The organism is Streptomyces sp. NPDC050625, assembly GCF_040654755.1.
Lineage (GTDB): Bacteria > Actinomycetota > Actinomycetes > Streptomycetales > Streptomycetaceae > Streptomyces.
Map to the genome: position 1 here is coordinate 45,918 of NZ_JBFAIQ010000003.1, position 23,691 is coordinate 69,608.

Here is a 23,691-nt window from a genome sequence, read left to right on the forward strand (position 1 = left end):
CGCCCTCCTGGCAGCATTTGCGCACCCGACCGTGGACACCCGTTCATCCTATTTCTGACGCTTTGTCAGGAAGCGGGCTCGACCGACTCCCACTTACCTCGGAAGAGCAGGGACGCGACCGACTCGGCGGCACATGGGGGTGCCGCGGGCGTGCCCCCGTGAACTCGAGGGAGCACCATGCGCCGCACCGCCCGCATGCTGACCGGTACCGCGCTCGCCGTCGCCGCGGCGGGGCTCGCCGCCGCCCCCGCCCACGGTGGCGTCCGGGTGTCTTCGGTGGCCGAGAGCCTGGAGGTGTACCCCTCCACGGTGGTGCCCGGCGGTCAGGTGACGGTGAACACGAAGGCGTGCGGCGACAAGGGGACGGCGGCCGGTGACGCGAGCGCGGTGGGCGCCGGCGCGTTCATGCTGGCGCCCAGCGCGCACGAGGGCGATGCGATCGGCCAGTTCCGGGTGCCGCCGAGCGCACAGCCGGGGACGTACGAGATCGTCGCGCGGTGCGCCGTGGGCGGTCGGCAGGTGGCGGGCGACCTGATGGTGGCGCTGAGCACGGCGCGCGAAGGGGCGCAGCCGCGCGGAAGTGTGAAGACGGGGGTCGGCGGCGCGTTGGGCCCCGACCCCGTGCAGACCGCGGCGGGCGTGGCGGCTCTGGCCGTCGCCGCCGCGGGCGGTACCTGGCTCCTGCATCGCCGGGCGAGAGGCGACGGGATCTGACGGACACCCTCCGCTGTCCGTCCGCCGGTACCGCAAGTCCCGCCCCCTCCGGGTCCGACGCCCCTCGCGGCCCGGAGGGGGAGGGGGTCAGTTCCGGGAGAGGGGTTCGCATGCGCAGGATCGGCGACACCGCCATAGCCGCCGTCACCGTGGTCGCCCTTGGCTCCGGTGTGTTCCTGCTGGGAGGCGGCGCCGGCACGCACGCCCCGCCCCAGCCGTCCGTCGCGGAAGGCCGCCCGGACCCCGCCGAGGAGCGGCTCGCGTCCGCGGCGCTGCCGCCCTCACCGCCCACCCGCATCCGCATCCCCGCCATCCGTGTGAACGCACCGCTGATGGGTCTCGCCCTGACGAAGTCCGGCAGCCTCGACGTCCCGCCGGCCGGGCAGAAGAACCTCGCCGGCTGGTACGAGTCCGGCACCACCCCCGGCGAGAGAGGCACCGCGATCGTCGCGGGGCACGTCGACAACACCGAGGGACCGGCCGTCTTCTACGACCTCGGTGCCCTCAAGCGAGGTGCCACCATCGAGGTGGACCGGCGCGACGGCGGTGTCGCGGTGTTCACGGTGGACGCGGTCGAGGTCTACCAGGCGCGGAACTTCCCCGACGAGAAGGTGTACGGCGCGGCCGAGCGTCCCGAGCTACGGGTGATCACCTGCGGCGGCACCTACTCGAAGGCCACCGGCTACCAGGCGAACGTGGTCGTGTTCGCGCACCTGACCGGGAGCCGCTGAGCCACCGAGCGGCTGAGCTGCCGTGAGCGGCTGAGCTGCCGGGCAGACTCGGTCGCGCCCGCCTCACAGCCCGCACCGGCCCGCCCCCAGCACCCTCACACCCCGTCGCCGCTCCCGCTGAGGGCAGCGTTCCTCGCGGGAAACAACGGTGATGCTGCCGGGTAACGTCGGCACCGCACGCTGCGTTGCATGACCTCGAATACGCGTGTGGTGGTGATCGGCGCCGGCCTCGCGGGCGTACGTCTCGCCCGCCGGCTCGGTGAGCTCGGCACGCCCGCGCTGCTCGTCGGCGAGGAGGAGCACCGCCCGTACAACCGGGTCCTGCTCGCCGAGGTGCTGGCCGGCCGGTACAGCCCGGAGGTGATCGCCCTCCCGGCACCCGCCGAGCTGACCCGCGCCCGGGTCACCGGCATCGACCGCGCCCGGCGCACCGTCGAGTGCGCGGACGGCTCGGTGATCGCATACGACCGGCTGGTCCTGGCCACCGGCTCCAACCCGGTGCTTCCGCCCCTGCGCGGTCTGTTCAGTGCGGGCGGGCACGAACTCCCCGAGGGCGTGCACGCGTTCCGTACCATGGACGACTGTCTGGGCCTGTCCAAGGCAGTGCGGCCGGGCGTGCGGGCGGTCGTCATCGGCGGCGGGCTGCTCGGTGTGTCCGCGGCCCGCGCGCTCGCCGTGCGCGGCGCCCAGGTGGTCCTCGCCCAGCAGGCCGAGCGGCTCATGGAACGCCAGCTCGACCCGAACGCCTCGAAGCTCGTGCTGCGGCACCTGAAGGACCTGGGCGTCGAGGTGCACACCGAGTGCCGGGTGCGGGACGTGCGCTGTGTGGGCGGCGCGGTCCGTTCGGTGGAGATGGCCGACGGGTACGCGCTCGACGCCGACCTGGTGGTCCTCGCCTGCGGCATCCATCCGCGCGCCGGCCTGGCCCAGGACGCGGGACTCGCCGTCCACAAGGGCATCGTCGTCGACGACGAACTCCGTACGTCCGACCCGTACATCCACGCCATCGGCGACTGCGCCCAGCACGACGGCACGGTCTACGGCCTGGCGGCACCGGCGCTCGAACAGGCCGACGTACTGGCCGAGTTGCTGGCTGGGAGGGCCGACTCCCGCTACACCGGCACCCGTTCCCTGACCCGGCTCACCCTGACCGGGCCGCACTCCCCCTTCGACCTCGCCGCGTTCGGCGAGACCGAGCCCCGCCCCGGCGACGACGTCGTCCAGCTCACGGACGCCACCCGGGGCACGTACCGCAAGGTCGTCGTCCGCGACGACCGCCTGGTCGGCGGGGTCCTCGTCGGCGAACTCGGCACTGTCGGCGCGCTCGCCCGTGCCTGGGAGGGAGCAGAGCCGCTCCCGTCCGACGGCGGCCCCTTGCTCCACCTGCTCACCAACGATGGAGGCTCCTGATGTCCACGACCGCACTCGGTGGGGACCGGTCCCACCCCACGATCGTGCTCGTCGGCCATGGCATGGTCGGCCAGCGCTTCCTCGAAGCGCTGGCCGAGCGCGGCCTGACCGCCACGCACCGCGTGGTCGTGCTGTGCGAGGAGCCGCGTCCGGCGTACGACCGGGTGCAGCTCACGTCGTACTTCTCGGGCCGGACCCCCGACGAACTGTCCATGACCGACATGCGGTTCATCGAGGACCACGGCATCGAGCTGCACGTGGGCGACCCGGCGGAGACGGTCGACCGTGAGGCGCGCAGGGTGACCGCACGCTCGGGTCTGGTCGTCGAGTACGACACCCTCGTGCTGGCCACCGGCTCCTACCCCTTCGTACCGCCGGTCCCGGGCAAGGACGCCGAGGGCTGCTTCGTCTACCGGACCATCGAAGACCTGCTGGCGATCGAAGAGTACGCCGGGTCGCGGGCGACGACGGGTGCGGTGGTCGGTGGCGGCCTGCTCGGTCTGGAGGCCGCGGGCGCGCTGAAGGGCCTCGGACTGACCAGCCACATCGTGGAGTTCGCGCCGCGCCTGATGCCGGTGCAGGTGGACGAGGGCGGTGGCGCGGCGCTGCTGCGCACGATCGAGGACATGGGCCTGGCCGTGCACACCGGCGTGGGCACGCAGGAGGTCATCGTCGGCCCCGACGGCGCCGTGACCGGCATGAAGCTGTCGGACGGTTCCGAACTGGCCACCGACATGGTGGTGTTCAGCGCCGGTGTGCGCCCCCGCGACCAACTGGCCCGGGACTGCGGCCTCACGGTCGGCGAGCGCGGTGGCATCTCCGTCGACGAGCAGTGCCGTACGGTCACCGACCCGCATGTGTTCGCGATCGGCGAGTGCGCGCTTGCGGCGGACGGCCGGGTGTACGGCCTGGTGGCGCCGGGTTACGAGCAGGCGGAGACGGCCGCGGCGACCATCGCGAAGGACGAGGCGGCGTTCACGGGCGCCGACCTGTCCACCAAGCTCAAGCTCCTCGGTGTCGACGTGGCGTCGTTCGGCGACGCGCACGGCACGGCCGAGGACTGCCTGGACGTCGTCTACTCCGACTCCCGCGCGGGCCTGTACAAGAAGCTGGTCATCGGCCGGGACGGCACGCTGCTCGGCGGCATCCTGGTCGGTGACGCGGAGGCGTACGGCACGCTGCGCGCCTTCACCGGCTCCGTCCCGCCCGTCTCTCCGGAGTCACTGGTGCTGCCCGCCGGCGCGGGCGCCCCGGCGCAGCTCGGCCCCTCCGCCCTGCCCGACGAGGCGGTCGTCTGCTCCTGCCACAACGTGTCCAAGGGCACGATCCGCGGCGCGGTGACCGAGCACTCCTGCACCACCGTGCCCGAGGTGAAGAAGTGCACCAAGGCCGGTACAGGCTGCGGCAGTTGCGTCAAGGTGCTCGGCCAGCTGGTCACCGCCGAGCTGGAGGCGAGCGGCGTCGAGGTCGACAAGGGCCTGTGCGGCTGCTTCTCCCAGACCCGCGAGGAGCTGTACGAGATCGTCCTCGCGCTGCGCATCAACACCTACCGGGACCTCCTGGACCGCTACGGCCGTGAGGGCGCCCGGGGCGGTGACGGCTGCGAGGTCTGCAAGCCGGCGGTGGGGTCGATCATCGCGTCCCTCGCCCCGACGATCGGCGCGAGCGGCTATGTCCTGGACGGCGAGCAGGCGGCGCTGCAGGACAGCAACGACCACTTTCTCGCCAACCTCCAGAAGAACGGCTCGTATTCGGTCGTCCCGCGCATTCCCGGCGGTGAGATCACCCCGGAGGGGCTCATCGTGATCGGGGAGATCGCCCGCGACTTCGGCCTCTACACAAAGATCACGGGCGGTCAGCGGATCGACATGTTCGGCGCACGCGTCGAGCAACTCCCGTTGATCTGGACACGGTTGGTGGATGCCGGCTTCGAGTCCGGGCACGCGTACGGCAAGGCACTGCGCACGGTGAAGTCCTGTGTGGGCCAGACCTGGTGCCGCTACGGCGTCCAGGACTCCGTGCGCATGGCGATCGACCTGGAGCTGCGCTACCGGGGACTCAGGTCGCCCCACAAGCTCAAGTCGGCGGTCTCCGGCTGCGCCCGCGAGTGCGCGGAGGCCCAGTCGAAGGACTTCGGCGTCATCGCCACCTCCAACGGCTGGAACCTGTACGTCGGCGGCAACGGCGGCGCCACTCCGCGCCACGCGGACCTGCTGGCCCAGGATCTGTCGGACGCCGAACTGATCCGCCTGATCGACCGTTTCCTGATGTTCTACATCCGCACCGCGGACCGTCTGGAGCGCACCTCGACCTGGCTGGAGCGGATCCCGGGCGGCCTGGACCATGTGCGTGACGTGGTCGTGGAGGACTCCCTCGGCATCTGCGAGGAGCTGGAGTCCCTGATGAAGGACCATGTGGCGCACTACGCCGACGAGTGGGCGACCACCATCAACGACCCCGAGAAGCTCGCCCGGTTCGTGTCCTTCGTGAACGCGCCCGACACCCCCGACCCGGTCGTCGGCTTCGTCCCCGAGCGCGACCAGATGAAGCCCGACCTCCCCCTGCTGACCATCGGCCACCGTCCCCTGGAAGGAAGCGCCCAGCGATGACCCTGGCACCCGAGACGACCGCCCTGAAGATCCGGCTGCGGCTGGACGAGGACTGGTTGACCATCTGTGACCTGACCACGCTGACGCCGGGCCGCGGGGTCGCGGCGCTGCTGCCCGACGGGCGCCAGGCCGCGATCTTCCTGGACCGCGAGGGCCGGGTCTACGCGATCGACAACCGCGATCCGTTCGGCGGCGCGGCGGTCCTCTCCCGCGGCCTGACCGGCACCCACCAGGGCCGCCCGTTCGTCGCCTCCCCGCTGCTCAAGCAGCGCTTCGACCTGACCTCCGGGCAGTGCCTGGACGACGAGGCGGTGCGGGTGGAGACGTACGAGGTGCGCGCGGCCTGACGCAACGGGGCTCAACCCAACGGGGTCACCCCTTGAGCGCGTCGTAGTGCACGCCCGTCAGCCGCTCCGAGGCGTCCCAGAGCCGCGTCCCCGCTTCGTCGTCGCGGGTCCACGGCGCCCGCCAGGACGGCTCCGGGGCGCCGCGCCACATCGCGAACGAGGGGCCGACGAAGGAGTCGGGCCGGACATCGGGGGCGGTCGCCGCGTACAGCGTGGGCAGGGCGCCCGCCTCCGCCGGCTGGGCGAAGAGGCGGTTGCCGAGCTCCATGAGCCGCTCGGCACCCCGGCGTCCCTCGGCCCGGGGGCCCGCGGTCTGGAGATTGGTGGCGGCGTAACCGGGATGGGCGGCGGCCGCGACCACGTCCGCACCGGTGGCCGCCAGCCTGCGCGCCAGCTCGTGCGTGAAGAGCAGGTTGGCGGTCTTGGAGCGGGCGTAGGCGATCCAACGCCGATACCGGCGCTCGCTGTTGAGATCACGGATGTCGATGTTGGCGAGCGCGTGCATCATGCTCGACACGGTCACCACGCGAGCGCCGGGCGCGGCGAGCAGCGCGGGCATCAGCAGTCCGGTGAGAGCGAAGTGCCCGAGGTGGTTGACCCCGAACTGGGTCTCGAACCCGTCCGCCGTGGTCCCGTACGGCGGCGCCATCACCCCGGCGTTGTCGACGAGCAGATCGAGACGGTCGTACGACAGCCCGCCCGCGAAGTCCCGCACCGACGCCAGGTCCCCCAGATCCAGCCGCCCGAACCGGGCCTCGGCCCCCGGCACCTCCGCCAGGACCCGGTCCACCGCCGCCCGCCCCCGCGCCTCGCTCCGGCACGCGAGCACCACCCGGGCCCCCTTACGGGCGAGCTCCCGCGCGGTGACGTACCCGAGCCCGCTGTTGGCACCGGTGACGACGGCGGTACGGCCGGCGAGGTCGGGGATGTCGTGCGCGTTCCAGCCTGCCATCAGGGCTCCTCCTCAACCGCTCGACACCGGGCCCGCCCCCGACCCAAGGGCTTCGCAGGGCTTCAGCCTAGGGGCGCCGACGACTCGGCCGCACTCGGCACGGCCCGTGCGCCCGGGCAGAACCACCCGGCCGCGCGCTACAACTTTTCCCGTCGAAGGTGCATCCAACATGATGACCTGCATCCACCCATTCGCCCGATGGAGGCGGATTGGCCATGTCTCTGCATACTCGACTCCTCTCCCGGCGCGGCCTGACGGCCGCCCTGACCGCCGTCGCGGCGGCGCTCGCGACCGCGGGCGTCGCAGGGAGCGCGACGGCAACGACGACGACAACGGCTCAGGCGTCGGCGGGTCCGCGCACCTGTGCCGTGAAGGATCTGTACCTGTCCCTGGACCGCGCGGGAGCCGCGGCCGGCTCCATCTACCAGCCCATCCGTTTCACCAACACCAGTACGAGCAAGTGCGCCCTGCGCGGCTACCCGGGCGTCAGCGTCCTCGACACCGCACACCGGCAGATCGGCCCGGCCGCCACCCGCTCCGGCTCGCATTACGGCACGGTCACGCTCACCCCGGGCCACTCCGCGTCGGCAATCGTCCGCACCACCAACGGCCCCATCGGCGGCCCCTGCCTGCGCACCGGCACCTATCTGCGGATCTACCCGCCGGGCTCGTACACCTCCACCCTCGTCCCCGCACACTGGACGACGTGCTCCCACCTCTTCCAGGTCGGCCCGATCAACACGGAGGGCACCATCTGACGATGCACGAAGGGGCGGCACCCCCGCACAGGGTGCCGCCCCTCCTTTTCGTGCGCCGGAGCCGCCGCCGATCGGTCTTGAGGGTCGGGGACCGACGACGGCTCCGGGGTCTGGTGGCCGTAAGGCCTAGCGGTGGTCGCTGCCCGTCGACTCGGTCGCCGCGCGGCCGGCCTCGAGACGGGCCACCGGGATGCGGAACGGGGAGCAGGAGACGTAGTCCAGACCCACCTCGTGGAAGAAGTGGACCGACTCGGGGTCGCCGCCGTGCTCGCCGCAGACGCCGAGCTTCAGGTCGGGGCGGGTCTCGCGGCCCGCCTTGGCCGCCGACTTCACCAGGGAGCCGACGCCGTCCTTGTCGATCGTCTCGAACGGGGAGACTCCGAAGATGCCCTTCTCCAGGTACGCCGTGAAGAAGGAGGCCTCGACGTCGTCGCGGGAGAAGCCCCACACCGTCTGGGTCAGGTCGTTGGTGCCGAAGGAGAAGAACTCGGCCGCCTCCGCGATCTGGCCGGCCGTGAGGGCGGCGCGCGGGAGTTCGATCATCGTGCCGATGGCGAGCTTGAGCTGCGTGCCCGTCGCCGCCTCCACCTCGGCGATGACCTGGTCGGCCTCCTCGCGGACGATCTCCAGCTCCTGGACCGTGCCGACGAGCGGGATCATGATCTCCGCGCGCGGGTCGCCCTTGGCGTTCTTGCGCTCGGCCGCGGCCTCGGCGATCGCCCGGACCTGCATGGTGAACAGACCGGGGATGACCAGGCCGAGGCGTACGCCGCGCAGGCCCAGCATCGGGTTCTGCTCGTGCAGGCGGTGGACGGCCTGGAGCAGTCGCAGGTCGTTCTCGTTGGAGTCCTTGCGGGACTCGGCGAGGGCGACGCGGACCGACAGCTCCGTGATGTCGGGCAGGAACTCGTGCAGCGGCGGGTCGAGGAGACGCACCGTCACCGGCAGCCCGTCCATCGCCGAGAACAGCTCGACGAAGTCCTTCTTCTGGAGCGGGAGCAGCTGCTTGAGGGACTCCTCGCGCTCCTCCTCCGTGTCGGCCAGGATCAGCCGCTCCACCAGCTCACGCCGGTCGCCCAGGAACATGTGCTCCGTACGGCACAGGCCGATGCCCTGCGCGCCGAAGCGACGGGCGCGCAGCGCGTCCTCGGCGTTGTCCGCGTTGGCCCGCACCCGCAGCCGGCGCTTGCGGTCGGCGAAGGCCATGATGCGGTGCACGGCCTCGACCAGTTCGTCGGCGTCGTGGGCGCCCGCGTGCATCCGGCCCTCGAAGTACTCGACGACCGGGGAGGGGACCACCGGGACCTCGCCCAGGTAGACCTTGCCGGACGAGCCGTCGATGGAGATGAGGTCGCCCTCCTCCACCACATGACCGCCGGGCACCGTCATCCGGCGGCGCTTGGTGTCGACCTCCAGCTCCTCGGCGCCGCAGACACAGGTCTTGCCCATGCCGCGCGCGACGACGGCCGCGTGGGAGGTCTTGCCGCCGCGGGAGGTGAGGATGCCCTCGGCCGCGATCATGCCGTCCAGGTCGTCGGGGTTGGTCTCGCGGCGGACCAGGATGACCTTCTCGCCCGAGCGGGACCACTTGACGGCGGTGTACGAGTCGAAGACCGCCTTGCCGACCGCCGCGCCCGGCGAGGCCGCGATGCCCCGGCCGACCTGCTCGGTCTTGGCGGTGTCGTCGAAGCGCGGGAACATCAGCTGGGCCAGCTGGGCGCCGGTGACGCGCTGGAGCGCCTCGGTCTCGTCGATCAGGCCCTGGTCCACCAGCTGGGTCGCGATACGGAAGGCGGCACCGGCGGTGCGCTTGCCGACGCGGGTCTGGAGCATCCAGAGCTGGCCGCGCTCGATGGTGAACTCGATGTCGCAGAGATCCTTGTAGTGGTTCTCCAGGGTCTCCATGATCTGCATCAGCTGGTCGTACGACTTCTTGTCGATCTGCTCCAGCTCCGCGAGCGGGACCGTGTTGCGGATGCCCGCGACCACGTCCTCGCCCTGCGCGTTCTGCAGGTAGTCGCCGTAGACGCCCTGGTGGCCGGAGGCCGGGTCACGGGTGAAGGCGACGCCCGTGCCGGAGTCGGGGCCCAGGTTGCCGAAGACCATCGAGCAGACGTTGACGGCCGTGCCGAGGTCGTGCGGGATGCGCTCCTGGCGGCGGTACAGCTTGGCGCGGTCGGTGTTCCACGAGTTGAAGACCGCCTCGATGGCGAGGTCCATCTGCTCGCGCGGGTCCTGCGGGAAGTCCCGGCCGGCCTCGGTCTTGACGATCTTCTTGAACTTGGTGACGAGCTTCTTGAGGTCGGCCGCCTCCAGGTCCGTGTCGACCGTGACCTTCTTGGCCGCCTTGGCCCCGTCGAGGGCCTCCTCGAACAGCTCGCCGTCGACGCCGAGAACCGTCTTGCCGAACATCTGGATGAGGCGGCGGTAGGAGTCCCAGGCGAAGCGGTCGTCGCCTGCCTGCTTGGCCAGGCCCTGCACCGACTTGTCGGAGAGGCCGATGTTCAGGACGGTGTCCATCATGCCGGGCATGGAGAACTTCGCACCCGAGCGGACCGACACGAGCAGCGGGTCGTCGGCCTGGCCGAGCTTCTTGCCCATCCGCTGTTCCAGCGCGTCGAGGTGCGCACTCACCTCGTCACGCAGTGCCACCGGCTCCGAGCCACTGTCCAGGTAGACCTTGCAGGCCTCGGTGGTGATCGTGAAGCCGGGAGGGACCGGGAGACCCAGGTTGGTCATCTCCGCGAGGTTGGCACCCTTGCCGCCCAGGAGGTCCTTGAGGTCCTTGTTTCCCTCGGTGAAGTCGTAAACGAACTTCGCTACGTGGGGTTCTTTGTTTTCCGACACGGGTCTCGACTCCTTGAGGCCGCGGTGGCTGCCCTGACGGCGAGGAACATACCCAGATCGAAGGCGCCTGGGTACGTCTACTTGTGCGTCATGCGCCTGTAACCAGTCGTCCGCCAGTGGATCGAAAGTCAAAGCTTGGCAAGCGAAGACACGCTGATGTTTTCACTTCTTGAACACATCCACGCCCATAGGCGCGGTTTTCCGCTCACATGAGCGCCTCTTGGCACGTCTGTTTTCGATCGATGAACGATCAAGGGGTGGCACCGAGTGCCACCCCTTGGAGAAGTGCAGTCGCCCAAGATTCGCTCATCTGAGCGCAACCCTTATCAAGGGTGGCGAGAATCACGCTGTCACAGCGCGCCGGATTTCACCATGCGGACGTGACGTGGAACGGAAACGCGGACGTCACAGAGGTGCGAGGCGGAGCGCGGAACACCGAACGCGGCGCTCACACCCCCAGCGCCGTCAGCCGCTGCTCCACCCGCTCAGGTGCGTACAGGTGCTCCACGACCAGCGCACCCGCGCCGACCAGCCCGGCCCGCTCCCCGAGCCGCGAGGTGACGACGTCCAGATGGGCCGTCGAGCGGGGCAGCGCCCGCTGGTACAGCAGTTCCCGGACACCGGTGAGGAAGGGAGTTCCGGCCAGATCTCCGGCGATCATCAGCACGCCGGGGTTGAGCAGGGTCACGACCGTCGCCAGGACGTCCCCGACCCGGCGCCCGGCCTCCCGGGCGAGCGCGGCAGCCTCCGGGTGCCCCGAGGCCAGCAGGTCCCGTACGTCCGAGCCCGAGGCGGCCGGGACACCGGCCTCCGCGAGCCGCCGGGCCACGGCGCCACCGCTGGCGACGGCGGCGAGACAGCCGTACGAACCGCACCGGCACAGCGCCTCCGCGCCCACCCGTATGTGCCCGATGTCCCCGGCACCGCCGTCGACGCCCCGGAAGATCGAGCCGTCCACCACGACGCCGGCACCGATACCGGTCGACACCTTGATGAGCACGAAGGCCGAGCAGCCGGGGTGTCCGGTGCGCTGCTCGCCGTACGCCATGAGGTTCGCGTCGTTGTCCACGAGCACCGGCACGGCGGCGGCGCCGGTGTGCTCGGTGAAGGCGCGGGAGAGGCGGCCGCGTATGTCGTAGCCGTCCCAGCCCGGCATGATCGGCGGCTGTACGACCCGGCCGGTCTCGCTGTCGACCGGGCCCGGCACCGCGAGCCCGATCCCGCACACCTCGTCGGCCCGGTGCCCCGCCTTCTCCAGCAACTCGGCGAACCAGTGGCCGAGTTCGCCGAGCACGACCTCGGGGCCGTCCTCGATGACCAGCGTGCCGGAGTGCTCGGCGAGGATCTCGCCGGTCAGGGACAGGACGGCCGCACGGGCGTGCCGGGTGTCGAGGTCGGCGGCGAGGACCACCGCGTGGGAGTCGTCGAACTCCAGGGTGATGGAGGGGCGTCCGCCGAGCGGCGAGTCGACCGGGCCGCCGGCTCCCTCGCGCAGCCAACCGGCCCGGAACAGCCGGTCGAGGCGCTGTCCGACGGTGGCCCGGGACAGCCCGGTGGCCTGCTGCAGGGCACCGCGTGTGATCGCCCGCCCGCTGCGTACCAGTTCGAGCAGATCGCCGGCGCTGGCCTGACTGCCACCTCTGCCGGTCCTGCCGGGCTGTCCGGTCATGCGCACCCCCTTGTGTTTCTCAAGTTTGCATTACATATTGAGTTTTGCGTGTTAAATAGACGTAACCCTACGGTAGCCACAGCCGAACCTGGTCGGCCGGACGTCTTTTCGGGGAGCCCCGAGTGGATCGCACTGCCCAGCTCACCGCCCGCCCCACGGAGCGCGCCATTGCATACGATCCGCCACTTTCGGCGGATGCGCCGCACGTCAGGGCCGCCCGGGTGCTGGCGGACAACTGGACCGGCACCTCCACGGTGCCCTCGCGCAGTCTGTATCCGCACCAGTGGTCGTGGGACTCCGCGTTCATCGCGATCGGGCTGCGGCATCTGTCGCCCCTGCGGGCCCAGACGGAGCTGGAGACGCTGCTGGCCGCCCAGTGGGCCGACGGGCGCGTCCCGCACATCGTGTTCAACCCCTCCGTACCGCTCGACGCCTACTTCCCGAGCCCCGACTTCTGGCGCTCCTCGACCGCGGGGCGCGCTGCGGGCGCCCCGCGCACCGTACAGACCTCGGGCATCGTGCAGCCACCGGTGCACGCGCTCGCAGCCTGGCTGGTGCACTGCGCCGATCCGGGGCTGTCGCGGGCCCGCGGCTTCCTGGCCCGCAGCTACCCGCGGCTGGCCGCCTGGCACCGCTATCTGCTGCACCGGCGGGACCTGGGCGGCGGCGGGCTCGCGTCCGTCGTGCACCCCTGGGAACAGGGTATGGACAACAGCCCCTGCTGGGACGCCCCGCTGTCCCGCATCACCCCGGCCCCGGCCCGCTCCTTCCGCCGCGCCGACCTCGACCACGGCGCACCGGAGGACCGGCCGACGGATCTGGACTACGGGCGGTACGTGCGGCTGGCGGCGGACTACCGGGACGCCGGATACGCCGACGGGAAGGGCGAGTTCGCCGTCGAGGACCCGGCGTTCAACGCGCTGCTCATCGCCTCCGAGCACGCGCTGGCGCGGATCGCGCAGGAGCTGGGGGCGCCCGGCACCGCCCGGCACGCGCGCGCGGAGCGGCTGACGGCGGCGCTGGTGGAGCGGCTGTGGGACCCGGCGGCCGGCATCTTCCTGTGCCGGGACGTGCGCGACGGCGCTCTGATCCCGGAGCGCGGCGTGTCCGGTCTCGTCCCGCTGCTCCTGCCCGAGCTGCCGCGCGAGATCGTCACCGCCCTCCTCGCCACCCTCGGCGGCCCGCACTTCGGGCTCGGGGACAGCACCCGCCTGGTGCCCAGCTACGACCTCCTCGGCGAGGCCTTCGACCCGCACCGCTACTGGCGCGGCCCGGCCTGGTTCAACACCGCCTGGCTGCTGGAGCGCGGGCTGCGCACGCACGGCGAACGGGAGAGGGCGGACGCGCTGCGGGAGGCGTTCGTGGAGACGGCCGACGCGACCGGTTTCGCCGAGTACGTCGACCCGTACACCGGTGAGGCGTGCGGCGCGACCGGCTTCGGCTGGACCGCCGCCCTCGCGCTGGATCTGCTGCAGGAGCCACCAGGACTTGGCAAAACCCCGGCGCACGACGTGTCCGGGGCGGACACCGGAACGTTCCACAGGAGTGACAAGGGAGGGGACCGGGGATGACGGACCGGCATCACCTGCTCGTGCACGGCGAGACCTTCGCCGCCGTCGGCGACCGCGGTGACATCAGCGGCGTCCGGGGCAACAGCTCCCCGGACGGGTTATTCGTGCGCGACGCCCGGCACCTCAGCCGCTGGCAGCTGACGATCGACGGCGCGGTGCCCGAGGTGCTCACACCGGTCGCGGACGGGGACGGGGCGCGCTGTGTACTCGTACCGCGCGGTGGCCGCACGGAGCCGCCCGCGCACACCCTCTTCCGTGAACAGGCCGTCGGCGACGCGTCGTTCGTCGAGTCGCTGCGGGTGACCAGCAACCGCCCGGTGCCGACCACGGTGCGCCTGGCCATCACCGCCGACGCCGACTTCGCCGACCAGTTCGAGCTCCGCTCCGACCACCGCACGTACACCAAGACCGGCGTCGTACGCTCCCGCCAGGTCCTCGACGACGGCGTGGAGTTCAGCTACCGGCGCGGTGAGTGGCGCTCCTGTACGGCCATCACCTCCGACCCGGCCCCGGACGGCGTCGAGGAGACCGGCACCGGCGCGCGGCGGCTCGTCTGGACCCTGGACCTCGAACCGCACGGCACGACGGAGCTGGTGCTGCGTATCATCGCCCGCCCGCACGGCGAGAAGCGCGCGCTGCGCGTGCCGCGCTCCCCGGCCGCCGTGAACGAACAACTCCTGGCGCTGGAGGGCGAGTTCGTGGAGGGCGTGGCCTTCCCGACGGGCTGGCCGGAGCTGGCGGCGGCCTGTGCCCGCGGCCTCGCCGACCTCGCCGCGCTCCAGGTCCCGGCGACCGGCCCCGACGGCGAGGAACTGCGCGTACCGGCGGCCGGGGCGCCCTGGTTCCTGACCCTCCTCGGCCGGGACGCCCTGCTCACCTCCCTCTTCGCCCTGCCCTACCGTCCGCGGCTGGCCGCCGCCACGCTCCCCGCGCTCGCCGCCACCCAGGCGACCCGGACGGGGACGTCCTCGGTGGCCCAGCCCGGCAAGATCGTGCACGAGGTGCGGCACGGGGAGCTGGCACACTTCGGGCAGGTGCCGTTCCGGCGCTACTACGGCTCGGTCGACGCGACCCCGCTGTTCCTGATCCTGCTCGGCGCGTACGTCGAGCGGACCGGGGACTCGGCCCTGGCCCGCCGGCTGGAGCCGCACGCCCGCGCGGCGGTCGGCTGGATGCTGGACCACGGCGGGCTGACCTCGCGCGGCTATCTGGTCTACCGGGCCGACCGGGGCGGCCTCGCCAACCAGAACTGGAAGGACTCCCCCGGCGCCATCTGCTCGGCCGACGGCACCCGCGCGACCGGCCCGGTGATGGCGGCGGGGGCCCAGGGGTACGCGTACGACGCGCTGCGCCGCACGGCGTCGGTGGCGCGCGCCGTATGGGAGGACGAGACCTATGCGGCCCTGCTCGAACAGGCCGCCGCCGACCTGCGCGACCGCTTCCAGCGGGACTTCTGGATGCCGGAGCACTCCTTCCCGGCGCTCGCGCTGGACGGGGAGGGCCGCCAGGTCGACGCGCTGGCCTCCGACGCGGGACACCTGCTGTGGTCCGGCCTCCTGGACAAGGAGTACGGCGAGGTGGTGGGCCGGCGGCTCGTCGAACCGGACTTCTTCTCGGGCTGGGGCGTACGCACCCTGGCGTCCGATCAGCCGGCGTACCACCCCCTCTCGTACCACCGGGGCTCGGTCTGGCCGCACGACAACGCGCTGATCACCCTGGGCCTGGCCCGCTACGGCCTGCACGACGAGGCCCGCACGGTCGCCCACGCCCTGGTCGACGCGGCCACCGCGACCGGCCACCGGCTCCCCGAGGTCCTCGCCGGCTACGGCCGCGACACCCATGCGGAGCCGGTCCCCTACCCGCACGCGTGCGTCCGGGAGTCCCGTTCCGCCGCAGCCCCGTTGGCGCTGCTCACAGCCGTCGGGGGCGCCTAGCAAGAGTGTTGACGAGCCGTTTGCCGGGTGTTTGCCCGGGGCCCTGAACAGGCACCGAGGGCGAACCGTACGGAAAGGCGGCGGGCCAGGCGGGCCGGGGCGTTCCCGGCCCTGCCCAGCCTCCCCAGCGTGGCCCGCCGCTCCGTCACGGGCCTCGCACGGAAGGACCTCCGGGTGCCTCAGCACACGAGCACGCGCCAGTCAGGCAGTACGGCCGTGGAACCCAGCGGCTCCGCAGAGGGGACCGCGGTCAGGGAGCCGGAGGACGGGACGACGGAGGTCGTTCCCACCGCCACGGCGGGAGCCGCCGGTACGGCGAAGACCGCGGAGACCGAGCCGAGGGCGGCGTCGAGGGCTGCCCGGTCGGCGCGAGCCGAGGCCCCCGGTACCGAGGAGGCCGAGCCCACGGCTGCCGCGGCCGCGAGCAGGGCCGAGGCGGAGAAGAGCGGCACCGCAGCGGGGAAGCCCCGGGACGACGCGGCTGCGTCAGCCGGCGCGGAGTCAGCCGTTACCGCGCCTGCCGATGCGGCGTCGGCCGGTACCGAGCCGACCCGGGCCAAATCCGCGGCGGCCGCGGCCGTGAGCAGGCCCGAGGCGGAGAAGAGCGGCACCGCAGCGGGGAAGCCCCGGGACGACGCGGCTGCGTCAGCCGGCGCGGAGTCTGCGGTCACGGCGCCTGCCGATGCGGCGTCCGCCGGTGCCGAGCCGACACGGACCAAATCCGCGGCTGCCGCGACCGCGAGCAGGCCCGAGACGGAGAAGAACGGCACCGCAGCCGGGAAGCCCCGGAACGACGCCGCTGCGTCAGCCGACGCGGAGTCTGCGGTCACGGCGCCTGCCGATGCGGCGTCCGCCGGTACCGAGCCGACACGGGCCGCGTCCGCGCGGGCCAAGTCCGGCCGTACGGCGGAGGCCGCGCGCGCCGAGTCCGGCCGTGCGGCGTCGGCCGAGGGTCGCAAGGCCGCCCTGCCAGATGGCACCGGGAACGACATCTCAGCTCCCGCCGCCCCTGTTCCCGGCGGCCCGGCTCCCGCCGGCGACGCTGCCGTCCCGGCCGCAGGCGGGGCGACGGCCGAGGCCGGGGAATCCGCCGCCGATACGGAGCCCTCCGCCGAAACCCCCGCCGAGCCGAAGCCCGACGCCGAGGCGGCCACCGACGCGGAAGCCGGCACCGCAACCCCTGCGTCCGCCACCCCTGTGTCCGAAACTCCTGAGTCCGCGACCCCTGCGTCCGAAACCCCTGCGTCCGAATCCCCCGCTACCGCGACCCCTACCACAGCCGCCCCCGCAACCGCCCCCGAACCCCCGGCCCCCTCCGGCAGGCGCATACGGTGGATCTGGCGCGGCTGGCGGGCCAAGTACCCGACCGTCGCCCGTGTCCTCTCCGTCGTCACCACCGTGCTGTCCGCCGCCCTCGTCTACATCTGTCTCCAGATGCCGAGCACCCTCGGCAATCTCAAGCCCGCGGAGTTCATGCGGCTGCCGGCCGAGGCGGTCATGGGTGCGGTGGTGCTGCTCAGCCTGCCGCGGAAGCCCCGGCTGGTGGTGTCGGCGCTGTCCGGCGCGCTGCTCGGCGCGATCACCGTGCTGAACATGTTCGACATGGGGTTCAACGAATACCTGGGCCGGCACTTCAACATCATCCTGGACTGGTCCCTGTTCAACGACGCCCGCGCCTACCTCGACGACACCCTGGGCGGGACGACCGAGATGGGCATCACGGTCGGCGTCGTACTCCTCGTCTTCCTGCTGATGACCCTCGTCGCCCTGGCCACCGTGCGGCTCGGCAACCTGCTGGCGAAGCACCGGGCCAGGACCTCGAAGGCCACGCTGATCGTCGGCACCGTCTGGATCACCTGCACCGCGCTCGGTCTCACCGTCGGCGGCATACCGATCGCCTCGCAGCACACCGCCGGTGTGCTGAAGGTCCAGGCGCGGACCGTGCGGGACACGCTCCGGGACGAGGCGGAGTTCCAGAAGATCGCCAAGGTCGACGAGTTCGGGAACACCCCGGCCGAGCAGCTGGTCCCCGATCTGCGCGGCAAGGACATGATCTTCACGTTCATCGAGAGCTACGGCCGCAGCGCCGTGGAGGACCCGATCGAGGCGCCCGGTGTCGACAAGACGCTCGACGAGCGCACGGCAGCCCTGGCGAAGGCGGGCTTCCACGCGAAGAGCGGCTGGCTGACGTCGGCGACGTACGGCGGCAGCAGCTGGCTCGGCCACTCCACCACCCTGTCGGGGCTGTGGATCAGCAACCAGCAGCGCTACCGCACCGTCATGGCCAGCGACCACCTCAGCCTGACCAAGGTGTTCAAGAAGACCGGCGCCTATGACACGGTCGGTGTGATGCCGGGCGTGCAGAAGGGCTGGCCGGAGCAGAAGTACTACGGCCTCGACAAGGTCTACAACGCCTTCCAGCTGGGCTACGAGGGACCGAAGTTCAGCTGGTCGACCATGCCCGACCAGTACGCCCTCGAACAGTTCCAGCAGCGGGTGCACAGCCAGCAGCGCGCCGACGGCAAGCAGCTGATGTCGGAGATCATCCTGACCTCCAGCCACCAGCCGTGGGCACCGATCCCGAAGATGGTCGGCTGGGACCAGCTGGGCGACGGCTCGATCTTCAAGGGGATCCAGGCGGCGGGCAACAAGGCCTCCGACGTCATCGCCGACACCACCAAGTCCCGGCAGGAGTACGGCAAGTCGATCCAGTACTCGGTGACCGCCCTCACCGAGTGGCTGGAGCGCTACGGCAACGACAACACCGTGCTCGTCTTCCTCGGCGACCACCAGCCCATCGCCCGGGTCAGCGGCAACCACGCCAGCCGTGACGTGCCGATCTCGATCGTCGCCAAGGACCCGAAGGTCCTCGACAAGATCGCCGACTGGAACTGGACGGACGGACTGCGCCCCGCGCACAACGCGCCGGTGTGGAAGATGAGTTCCTTCCGCGACCGCTTCCTGACGGCGTACGGATCGACCCCGCACCCCAAGAAAGGCTGATCAGCCGCCGGAGGTGTCCAGCTCGGCCTCCTCGCTGACACCGGCACAGTCGTACGGGTCCTTCAGCCAGCCGTCCGGCAGCACCACCCGGTTGTTGCCGGACGTACGGCCGCGGGGCCCGTCGGCGCCGCCGGGCCAGGGCTGGTCGAGGTCCAGTTCGTCGAGGCCGGTCCGCAGTTCCTCCAGCGAGGAGGTGATCGCGAGCCGCTTGCGCATCTCGGAGCCGACCGCGAAGCCCTTCAGATACCAGGCGACGTGCTTGCGGAAGTCGATGACGCCCCGCGCCTCGTCGCCGATCCACTCGCCGAGCAGGGTGGCGTGCCGGACCATGACGTCGGCGACCTCGCGCAGGGAGGGCCGGGCGACGGCCTCCGTACGCCCCTCGAACGCCGCCACCAAGTCCGCGAACAGCCACGGCCGGCCGAGGCACCCGCGGCCGACGACCACGCCGTCGCAGCCCGTCTCCCGCACCATGCGCAGGGCGTCCTCGGCCGTCCAGATGTCGCCGTTGCCGAGGACCGGGATCTCCGGGACGTGCTCCTTGAGGCGGGCGATGGCGTCCCAGTCCGCCGTGCCGCCGTAGTGCTGGGCGGCGGTGCGGCCGTGCAGCGCGATGGAGGTCACGCCCTCCTCGACCGCGATCCGTCCGGCGTCGAGATAGGTCATGTGGTCGTCGTCGATGCCCTTGCGCATCTTCATCGTGACCGGCAGGTCACCGGCGCCGGAGACCGCCTCGCGCAGGATCGCCCGCAGCAGGTTGCGCTTGTAGGGCAGGGCCGAGCCGCCGCCCTTGCACGTCACCTTCGGGACCGGGCAGCCGAAGTTCAGGTCGATGTGGTCGGCGAGGTCCTCCTCCGCGATCATGCGGACGGCCTTGCCGACGGTCGCCGGGTCGACGCCGTACAGCTGGATCGAGCGCGGCTTCTCGGCCGCGTCGAAGTGGATCAGCTGCATCGTCTTCTCGTTGCGCTCGACCAGCGCCCGGGTCGTGATCATCTCGCTCACGAACAGGCCCTTGCCCCCACTAAACTCCCTGCACAGCGTGCGGAAGGGCGCGTTGGTGATGCCGGCCATGGGGGCCAGCACGACGGGCGGCTGGACGGTGTGCGGGCCGATCTGGAGAGGGGACGCGGGCGTGGGCATTCCCCCATTGTCGCGTACGACGACAGATGCGACAGTCATTAGTTAGACGCACTATCGAAATCGGCGTACGATGGAACGCATGCCCGAGCTCAGCCCTCGTCGACGCCGGCTGGTCCTCGCGATCTGCTGTATGAGCCTGCTGATCGTGACCCTCGACGTCACGGCCCTGAACGTCGCCCTGCCGTCGATGCAGCACGAGCTGGACGCCCATACGTCGGGGCTCCAGTGGACGATCGACGCCTACACGCTGGTGCTGGCCTCGCTGCTGATGCTCGCGGGCTCCACGGCCGACCGGATCGGCCGCAAGAGGGTCTTCATGGCGGGCCTGATCGTGTTCTCGCTCGGCTCGCTGCTCTGCTCCCTCGCGCCCAGCCTCGACGCACTGATCGCGTTCCGCGTGCTCCAGGCGATCGGCGGCTCCATGCTCAACCCGGTCGCCATGTCGATCATCACCAACACCTTCACCGACCCGCGTCAGCGCGCCCGCGCCATCGGCGTGTGGGGCGCGGTCGTCGGCATATCCATGGCCGCGGGACCGCTGGTCGGCGGCCTGCTCGTGGAGTCGGTCGGCTGGCGCTCCATCTTCTGGGTCAATCTGCCGGTGGGCCTCGCTGCGCTGCTCCTCACCCTGCGCTACGTCCCCGAGTCCCGCGCGCCCAAGGCCCGCCGCCCCGACCCCGTCGGCCAGCTGCTGGTGATCGCGCTGTTCGGCTCGCTGACGTACGCGATCATCGAGGCGCCCTCCTCGGGCCCCGGCACGGTGGCCCCGTTCGCCGCCGTGGCCCTCGTCGCCCTGCTCGGGCTGCTCCGGTACGAGCCCCGGCGCGAGGAGCCCCTCATCGATCTGCGCTTCTTCCGTTCGGTGCCGTTCAGCGGCGCCACGGTGATCGCGATCAGCGCGTTCGCGGCGCTCGGCGGCTTCCTGTTCCTGTCCACGCTGTATCTGCAGAACGTGCGCGGGCTCGACGCGCTGCACGCGGGACTGTGGATGCTGCCGATGGCGGCGCCGACGTTCCTGTGCGCGCCGCTGTCCGGACGGCTGGTGGGCAGCCGGGGGCCGCGGCTGCCGCTGCTGATCGCGGGGCTGGCGATGACCACGAGCGGGGTGCTGTTCGCCGCGTTCGAGGCGGAGACGTCCGACGCCACGCTGTTCGCCGGGTACGTCGTGTTCGGCATCGGCTTCGGCTTCGTCAACGCGCCGATCACCAACACGGCGGTGTCGGGGATGCCACGCACCCAGGCCGGGGTGGCCGCGGCCGTGGCCTCCACCAGCAGACAGCTGGGGCAGACGCTGGGCGTGGCCGTGATCGGCGCCGTACTGGCCTCCGGGGTGGGCTCGTCGCCGTACCGGGACGTGTTCGTGTCGGCGGCCCGGCCGGGGTGGTGGATCCTCACGGTGTGCGGCCTCGCGGTGCTCGTCGTCGGCATGCTCACCAGCGGCCGCTGGGCCCGCCGCACGGCCGAGCGCACCGCTCAGCGGCTTCAGTCGCCGGAGGTCAGGGAGGCGGCGGGCATCACCGCCTGATCCTGCTGGGCGAGGACGAGCGCGTACAGCTTCTCCAGCCGCTCGCGGCTCTCCTCGTCGGCCGGCACGTACGTCACCATCCGGGCCCCGGCCTCCGGGCTCAGCCACAGGTCCGTGTGCTCCAGGGTGAGCAGGCCCACGTCCCGGTTGCGGAAGTACTTGATCTTGGTGCGGGCGTTGACGACCTCGTACCGGTCCCAGTTGGCGCGGAACTCCGCCGACTCCGCCGTCAGCCGCTTGATCAGCATCTTCCAGGCGGGCTCGCCGAGATGACCGGCCATCGAGGCGCGCAGCCGCGCTGCCATGAGCCGCCTGGTCTCCTCAAGGTGGACGATCGCCTGCCGCCAGTCGGGGTTGGTGTGGACGAGCAGCATGCAGTTGCGGTCCTCGGGCGGTACGGCGTCGAGGTCGCCGAGCAGACGGCCGTAGGTGCGGTTGTAGGCGAGGATGTCGTACCGGCTGTTCTGGATGCAGGCCGGGACGGGCTCCAGCCGGCGCAGCATCTCGCGCAGGGCCGGGGTCACCGTCTGGCAGCTCGCGGCGGGCGTGGGGTCGGTGGCGCCGGCCAGCTGGAAGAGGTGGGCGCGTTCGCCGGCGTCGAGCCTGAGCGTGCGCGCGAGCGCGTCCAGCACCTGTACGGAGACCTGGATGTCCCTCGCCTGTTCGAGCCAGGTGTACCAGGTCACACCGACCGCGGACAGGTGCGCGACCTCCTCGCGGCGCAGGCCCGGGGTCCGGCGTCGCGCGCCGCGCGGCAGCCCCACCTGCTCCGGGGAGATCCGCTCCCGGCGGCTGCGCAGAAAGGTGGCGAGCTCGTGCCGCCGGATCTCGGAGCCCCGTACCGGCTGGGCGGGCGCCTCTCGGGCCATGGACGTCGTGCCTCCAGACTGCGTGCCTCCGGACTGCATGGCTCCAGACTGCCCCCACGCGCAGCCTGTTTCCAGGTACTTCTTCTACCAGGACAAGAACACTCTGGTACCAGTCTGAGCCGCGGAGCAGGCTCGGGATCATGACCGAAACCGTCACCACACCGACCGTCCGGTCCCCGGCCGTGTCTGCATCGCTGGGCGGCCTGGGACTTTTCACCGTACTGCTGGCCGCGGCCCTTCCCCTGGTCGACTTCTTCATCGTCAACGTCGCCCTGCCCACGATCGGCAGGGACCTCGCCGCGAGCGAGGCGGTCCTCGAACTCGTCGTCGCCGGGTACGGGGTCGCGTACGCCGTCCTGCTGGTCCTCGGCGGGCGGCTCGGTGACCTGTTCGGCCGGCGCCGGCTCTTCCTCGGCGGGATGGCCGCCTTCGGCCTGACCTCGCTGGCCTGCGGGCTGGCACCGGGTGCCTGGAGCCTGGTCGCGGCGCGGGTCGCGCAGGGCGCCTCGGCCGCCGCGATGCTGCCGCAGGTGCTCGCCACCATCCAGGCGACCACCACGGGCCCGCGCCGCGCCAGGGCGATGAGCCTGTACGGTGCCACGGCGGGCCTGTCCATGGTGGCGGGCCAGATCCTGGGCGGGGTGCTGGTCGCCGCGGACATAGCGGGCAGCGGCTGGCGCGCGGTGTTCCTCGTCAATGTGCCGGTCGTCGTCCTCGGCCTGGTCCTCGCCGCGCGCGTCGTACCGGAGACCCGGTCGCAGCGGCCCGAGCCGGTCGACGGCCCCGGCACGGTCCTGCTCGCGCTGTCCCTGCTCGCGCTCCTCGTCCCGCTCACCGAGGGCCGGGCGGCGGGCTGGCCGCTGTGGACGTGGCTGTCACTGGCCGCGTTCCCGGTCTCGGCCGGACTGTTCTACGTGGTGGAGCGCCGAGCGGACCGCCGCGGCCGCACCCCGCTCGTCCCGCCGAGTCTGTTCGCGCTGGCGTCACTGCGCCGGGGTCTGGTGCTGATGCTGCCGTTCTCGATCGGCTTCAGCGGCTTCATGTTCGTGATCGCGGTGGCGCTGCAGAGCGGCGCGGGCCTCGGCCCGGTCCCGGCGGGTCTTGCGCTCGCTCCGATGGCGGTGGCGTTCTTCTTCGTCTCGCTCGCCGGGCCGCGTCTGGTGGCCCGGTACGGTACCCGTGTGGTGACCGCCGGCTCGCTGATCCAGGGGGTGGGCGTGGCGCTGATCGTGCTGGCCGCCTGGCGCGACTGGCCCGGCCTGGGCTTCGTCGAACTGCTCCCCGGTGTCGCCGTTGCCGGTGCGGGGCAGGCGCTCCAACTGCCCGTCGTGATGCGGATCGTGCTGTCCGAGGTGCCGTCGGTGCGGGCGGGCGTCGGCAGCGGTGTGATGGTGACCACGCAGCAGTCGGCCCTGGCGCTGGGCGTGGCGACACTGGGCACGCTGTTCCTCTCCCTGGTCCCGGGGCACGGGATGCGGGACGCCCTGGTCACGACGCTGCTGGTGCAGCTGGCGGGGGTGGCCCTCACCGGTCTGCTGAGCCTGCGCCTGCCGAGAACGATCAGCTGACGCCTTGGCCACAGCTTGGCCAACTCGCCGGGCGACTCTCC

At 71.8% G+C, this 23,691-nt stretch carries 17 protein-coding genes; 11 read left to right on the forward strand and 6 right to left on the reverse strand.

Translation table 11 applies throughout. The annotated features are described in order from the left end of the window. The first annotated feature begins 177 nt into the window (after positions 1-177). The 5 genes from AB0I54_RS07745 to nirD all read left to right on the forward strand — a co-directional run bounded on the left by AB0I54_RS07745 (position 178) and on the right by nirD (position 5,811). Complete coding sequence (locus AB0I54_RS07745) at positions 178-714, forward strand: hypothetical protein (RefSeq protein WP_363295024.1); 537 nt, start codon at positions 178-180, stop codon at positions 712-714. A 110-nt stretch (positions 715-824) separates the two neighbouring features. Next, on the forward strand, positions 825-1,445 hold the full coding sequence (locus AB0I54_RS07750; RefSeq protein WP_363295025.1) for a class F sortase: 621 nt from the start codon (positions 825-827) through the stop codon (positions 1,443-1,445). Positions 1,446-1,634: 189 nt separating this feature from the next. Continuing rightward, on the forward strand, positions 1,635-2,855 hold the full coding sequence (locus tag AB0I54_RS07755; RefSeq protein WP_363295026.1) for an FAD-dependent oxidoreductase: 1,221 nt from the start codon (positions 1,635-1,637) through the stop codon (positions 2,853-2,855). Further along, on the forward strand, positions 2,855-5,464 hold the full coding sequence (nirB, locus tag AB0I54_RS07760; protein ID WP_363295027.1) for a nitrite reductase large subunit NirB: 2,610 nt from the start codon (positions 2,855-2,857) through the stop codon (positions 5,462-5,464). The genes AB0I54_RS07755 and nirB overlap by 1 nt, the downstream gene beginning before the upstream one ends. Further along, positions 5,461-5,811 carry a nitrite reductase small subunit NirD gene (nirD, locus tag AB0I54_RS07765; RefSeq protein ID WP_363295028.1) on the forward strand — a complete coding sequence of 117 codons (351 nt, stop codon included), beginning with the start codon at positions 5,461-5,463 and terminating at the stop codon, positions 5,809-5,811. The genes nirB and nirD overlap by 4 nt, the downstream gene beginning before the upstream one ends. Positions 5,812-5,836: 25 nt before the next feature. Here nirD and AB0I54_RS07770 read toward each other — a convergent pair whose 3' ends face one another. Next, a complete protein-coding gene (locus AB0I54_RS07770) occupies positions 5,837-6,763 on the reverse strand; it encodes an oxidoreductase (protein WP_363295029.1) in 927 nt (308 codons plus the stop codon). A gap of 215 nt (positions 6,764-6,978) precedes the next feature. Between AB0I54_RS07770 and AB0I54_RS07775 the strand changes: the two genes are divergently transcribed. Further along, positions 6,979-7,521: a DUF4232 domain-containing protein gene (locus AB0I54_RS07775; protein WP_363295030.1), complete on the forward strand. Its 543-nt coding sequence runs from the start codon at positions 6,979-6,981 to the stop codon at positions 7,519-7,521. Between the two features lie 126 nt (positions 7,522-7,647). Here AB0I54_RS07775 and ppdK read toward each other — a convergent pair whose 3' ends face one another. Then, complete coding sequence (ppdK, locus tag AB0I54_RS07780; RefSeq protein WP_363295031.1) at positions 7,648-10,368, reverse strand: pyruvate, phosphate dikinase; 2,721 nt, start codon at positions 10,366-10,368, stop codon at positions 7,648-7,650. A 448-nt stretch (positions 10,369-10,816) separates the two neighbouring features. Next, positions 10,817-12,037, reverse strand: a complete 1,221-nt coding sequence (locus AB0I54_RS07785) for an ROK family protein (protein ID WP_363295033.1) — start codon at positions 12,035-12,037, stop codon at positions 10,817-10,819. Between the two features lie 122 nt (positions 12,038-12,159). Here AB0I54_RS07785 and AB0I54_RS07790 point away from each other — a divergent pair, with 122 nt between their 5' ends. Continuing rightward, positions 12,160-13,608, forward strand: a complete 1,449-nt coding sequence (locus tag AB0I54_RS07790; RefSeq protein WP_363295034.1) for a hypothetical protein — start codon at positions 12,160-12,162, stop codon at positions 13,606-13,608. Then, a complete protein-coding gene (locus tag AB0I54_RS07795; RefSeq protein ID WP_363295035.1) occupies positions 13,605-15,542 on the forward strand; it encodes a glycogen debranching N-terminal domain-containing protein in 1,938 nt (645 codons plus the stop codon). The genes AB0I54_RS07790 and AB0I54_RS07795 overlap by 4 nt, the downstream gene beginning before the upstream one ends. A gap of 179 nt (positions 15,543-15,721) precedes the next feature. On the opposite strand, the gene AB0I54_RS07800 is transcribed toward AB0I54_RS07795, so the two are convergent. Beyond that, positions 15,722-15,994, reverse strand: a complete 273-nt coding sequence (locus tag AB0I54_RS07800) for a hypothetical protein (protein ID WP_363295036.1) — start codon at positions 15,992-15,994, stop codon at positions 15,722-15,724. Between the two features lie 883 nt (positions 15,995-16,877). On the opposite strand from AB0I54_RS07800, the gene AB0I54_RS07805 reads away from it, so the two are divergent. Continuing rightward, complete coding sequence (locus AB0I54_RS07805) at positions 16,878-18,545, forward strand: sulfatase-like hydrolase/transferase (RefSeq protein ID WP_363295492.1); 1,668 nt, start codon at positions 16,878-16,880, stop codon at positions 18,543-18,545. Here the strand turns inward: AB0I54_RS07805 and dusB are convergent, their stop codons facing one another. Further along, positions 18,546-19,688 (reverse strand): tRNA dihydrouridine synthase DusB, encoded by a 1,143-nt coding sequence (dusB, locus tag AB0I54_RS07810; protein ID WP_363295037.1) that lies wholly within the window; start codon positions 19,686-19,688, stop codon positions 18,546-18,548. A gap of 79 nt (positions 19,689-19,767) precedes the next feature. On the opposite strand from dusB, the gene AB0I54_RS07815 reads away from it, so the two are divergent. Next, entirely contained in the window at positions 19,768-21,213 is a 1,446-nt protein-coding gene (locus tag AB0I54_RS07815; protein WP_363295038.1) for an MFS transporter, read from the forward strand. On the opposite strand, the gene AB0I54_RS07820 is transcribed toward AB0I54_RS07815, so the two are convergent. Then, positions 21,171-22,082 carry a helix-turn-helix transcriptional regulator gene (locus AB0I54_RS07820; RefSeq protein ID WP_363295039.1) on the reverse strand — a complete coding sequence of 304 codons (912 nt, stop codon included), beginning with the start codon at positions 22,080-22,082 and terminating at the stop codon, positions 21,171-21,173. The two genes, AB0I54_RS07815 and AB0I54_RS07820, sit on opposite strands and share 43 nt — an antisense overlap. A gap of 140 nt (positions 22,083-22,222) precedes the next feature. Between AB0I54_RS07820 and AB0I54_RS07825 the strand changes: the two genes are divergently transcribed. Continuing rightward, on the forward strand, positions 22,223-23,650 hold the full coding sequence (locus AB0I54_RS07825) for an MFS transporter (protein WP_363295040.1): 1,428 nt from the start codon (positions 22,223-22,225) through the stop codon (positions 23,648-23,650). Positions 23,651-23,691 lie beyond the last annotated feature (41 nt).

What these genes read in the sequence shown, in the direction of transcription:
- AB0I54_RS07745 (WP_363295024.1), top strand. Translation starts at nt 178, where the DNA reads ATGCGCCGCACCGCCCGCATGCTGACCGGTACCGCGCTCGCCGTCGCC.
- AB0I54_RS07750 (WP_363295025.1), top strand. Translation starts at nt 825, where the DNA reads ATGCGCAGGATCGGCGACACCGCCATAGCCGCCGTCACCGTGGTCGCC.
- AB0I54_RS07755 (WP_363295026.1), top strand. Translation starts at nt 1,635, where the DNA reads ATGACCTCGAATACGCGTGTGGTGGTGATCGGCGCCGGCCTCGCGGGC.
- nirB (WP_363295027.1), top strand. Translation starts at nt 2,855, where the DNA reads ATGTCCACGACCGCACTCGGTGGGGACCGGTCCCACCCCACGATCGTG.
- nirD (WP_363295028.1), top strand. Translation starts at nt 5,461, where the DNA reads ATGACCCTGGCACCCGAGACGACCGCCCTGAAGATCCGGCTGCGGCTG.
- AB0I54_RS07770 (WP_363295029.1), bottom strand. Translation starts at nt 6,763, where the DNA reads ATGGCAGGCTGGAACGCGCACGACATCCCCGACCTCGCCGGCCGTACC.
- AB0I54_RS07775 (WP_363295030.1), top strand. Translation starts at nt 6,979, where the DNA reads ATGTCTCTGCATACTCGACTCCTCTCCCGGCGCGGCCTGACGGCCGCC.
- AB0I54_RS07785 (WP_363295033.1), bottom strand. Translation starts at nt 12,037, where the DNA reads ATGACCGGACAGCCCGGCAGGACCGGCAGAGGTGGCAGTCAGGCCAGC.
- AB0I54_RS07795 (WP_363295035.1), top strand. Translation starts at nt 13,605, where the DNA reads ATGACGGACCGGCATCACCTGCTCGTGCACGGCGAGACCTTCGCCGCC.
- dusB (WP_363295037.1), bottom strand. Translation starts at nt 19,688, where the DNA reads ATGCCCACGCCCGCGTCCCCTCTCCAGATCGGCCCGCACACCGTCCAG.
- AB0I54_RS07815 (WP_363295038.1), top strand. Translation starts at nt 19,768, where the DNA reads ATGCCCGAGCTCAGCCCTCGTCGACGCCGGCTGGTCCTCGCGATCTGC.
- AB0I54_RS07820 (WP_363295039.1), bottom strand. Translation starts at nt 22,082, where the DNA reads ATGGCCCGAGAGGCGCCCGCCCAGCCGGTACGGGGCTCCGAGATCCGG.
- AB0I54_RS07825 (WP_363295040.1), top strand. Translation starts at nt 22,223, where the DNA reads ATGACCGAAACCGTCACCACACCGACCGTCCGGTCCCCGGCCGTGTCT.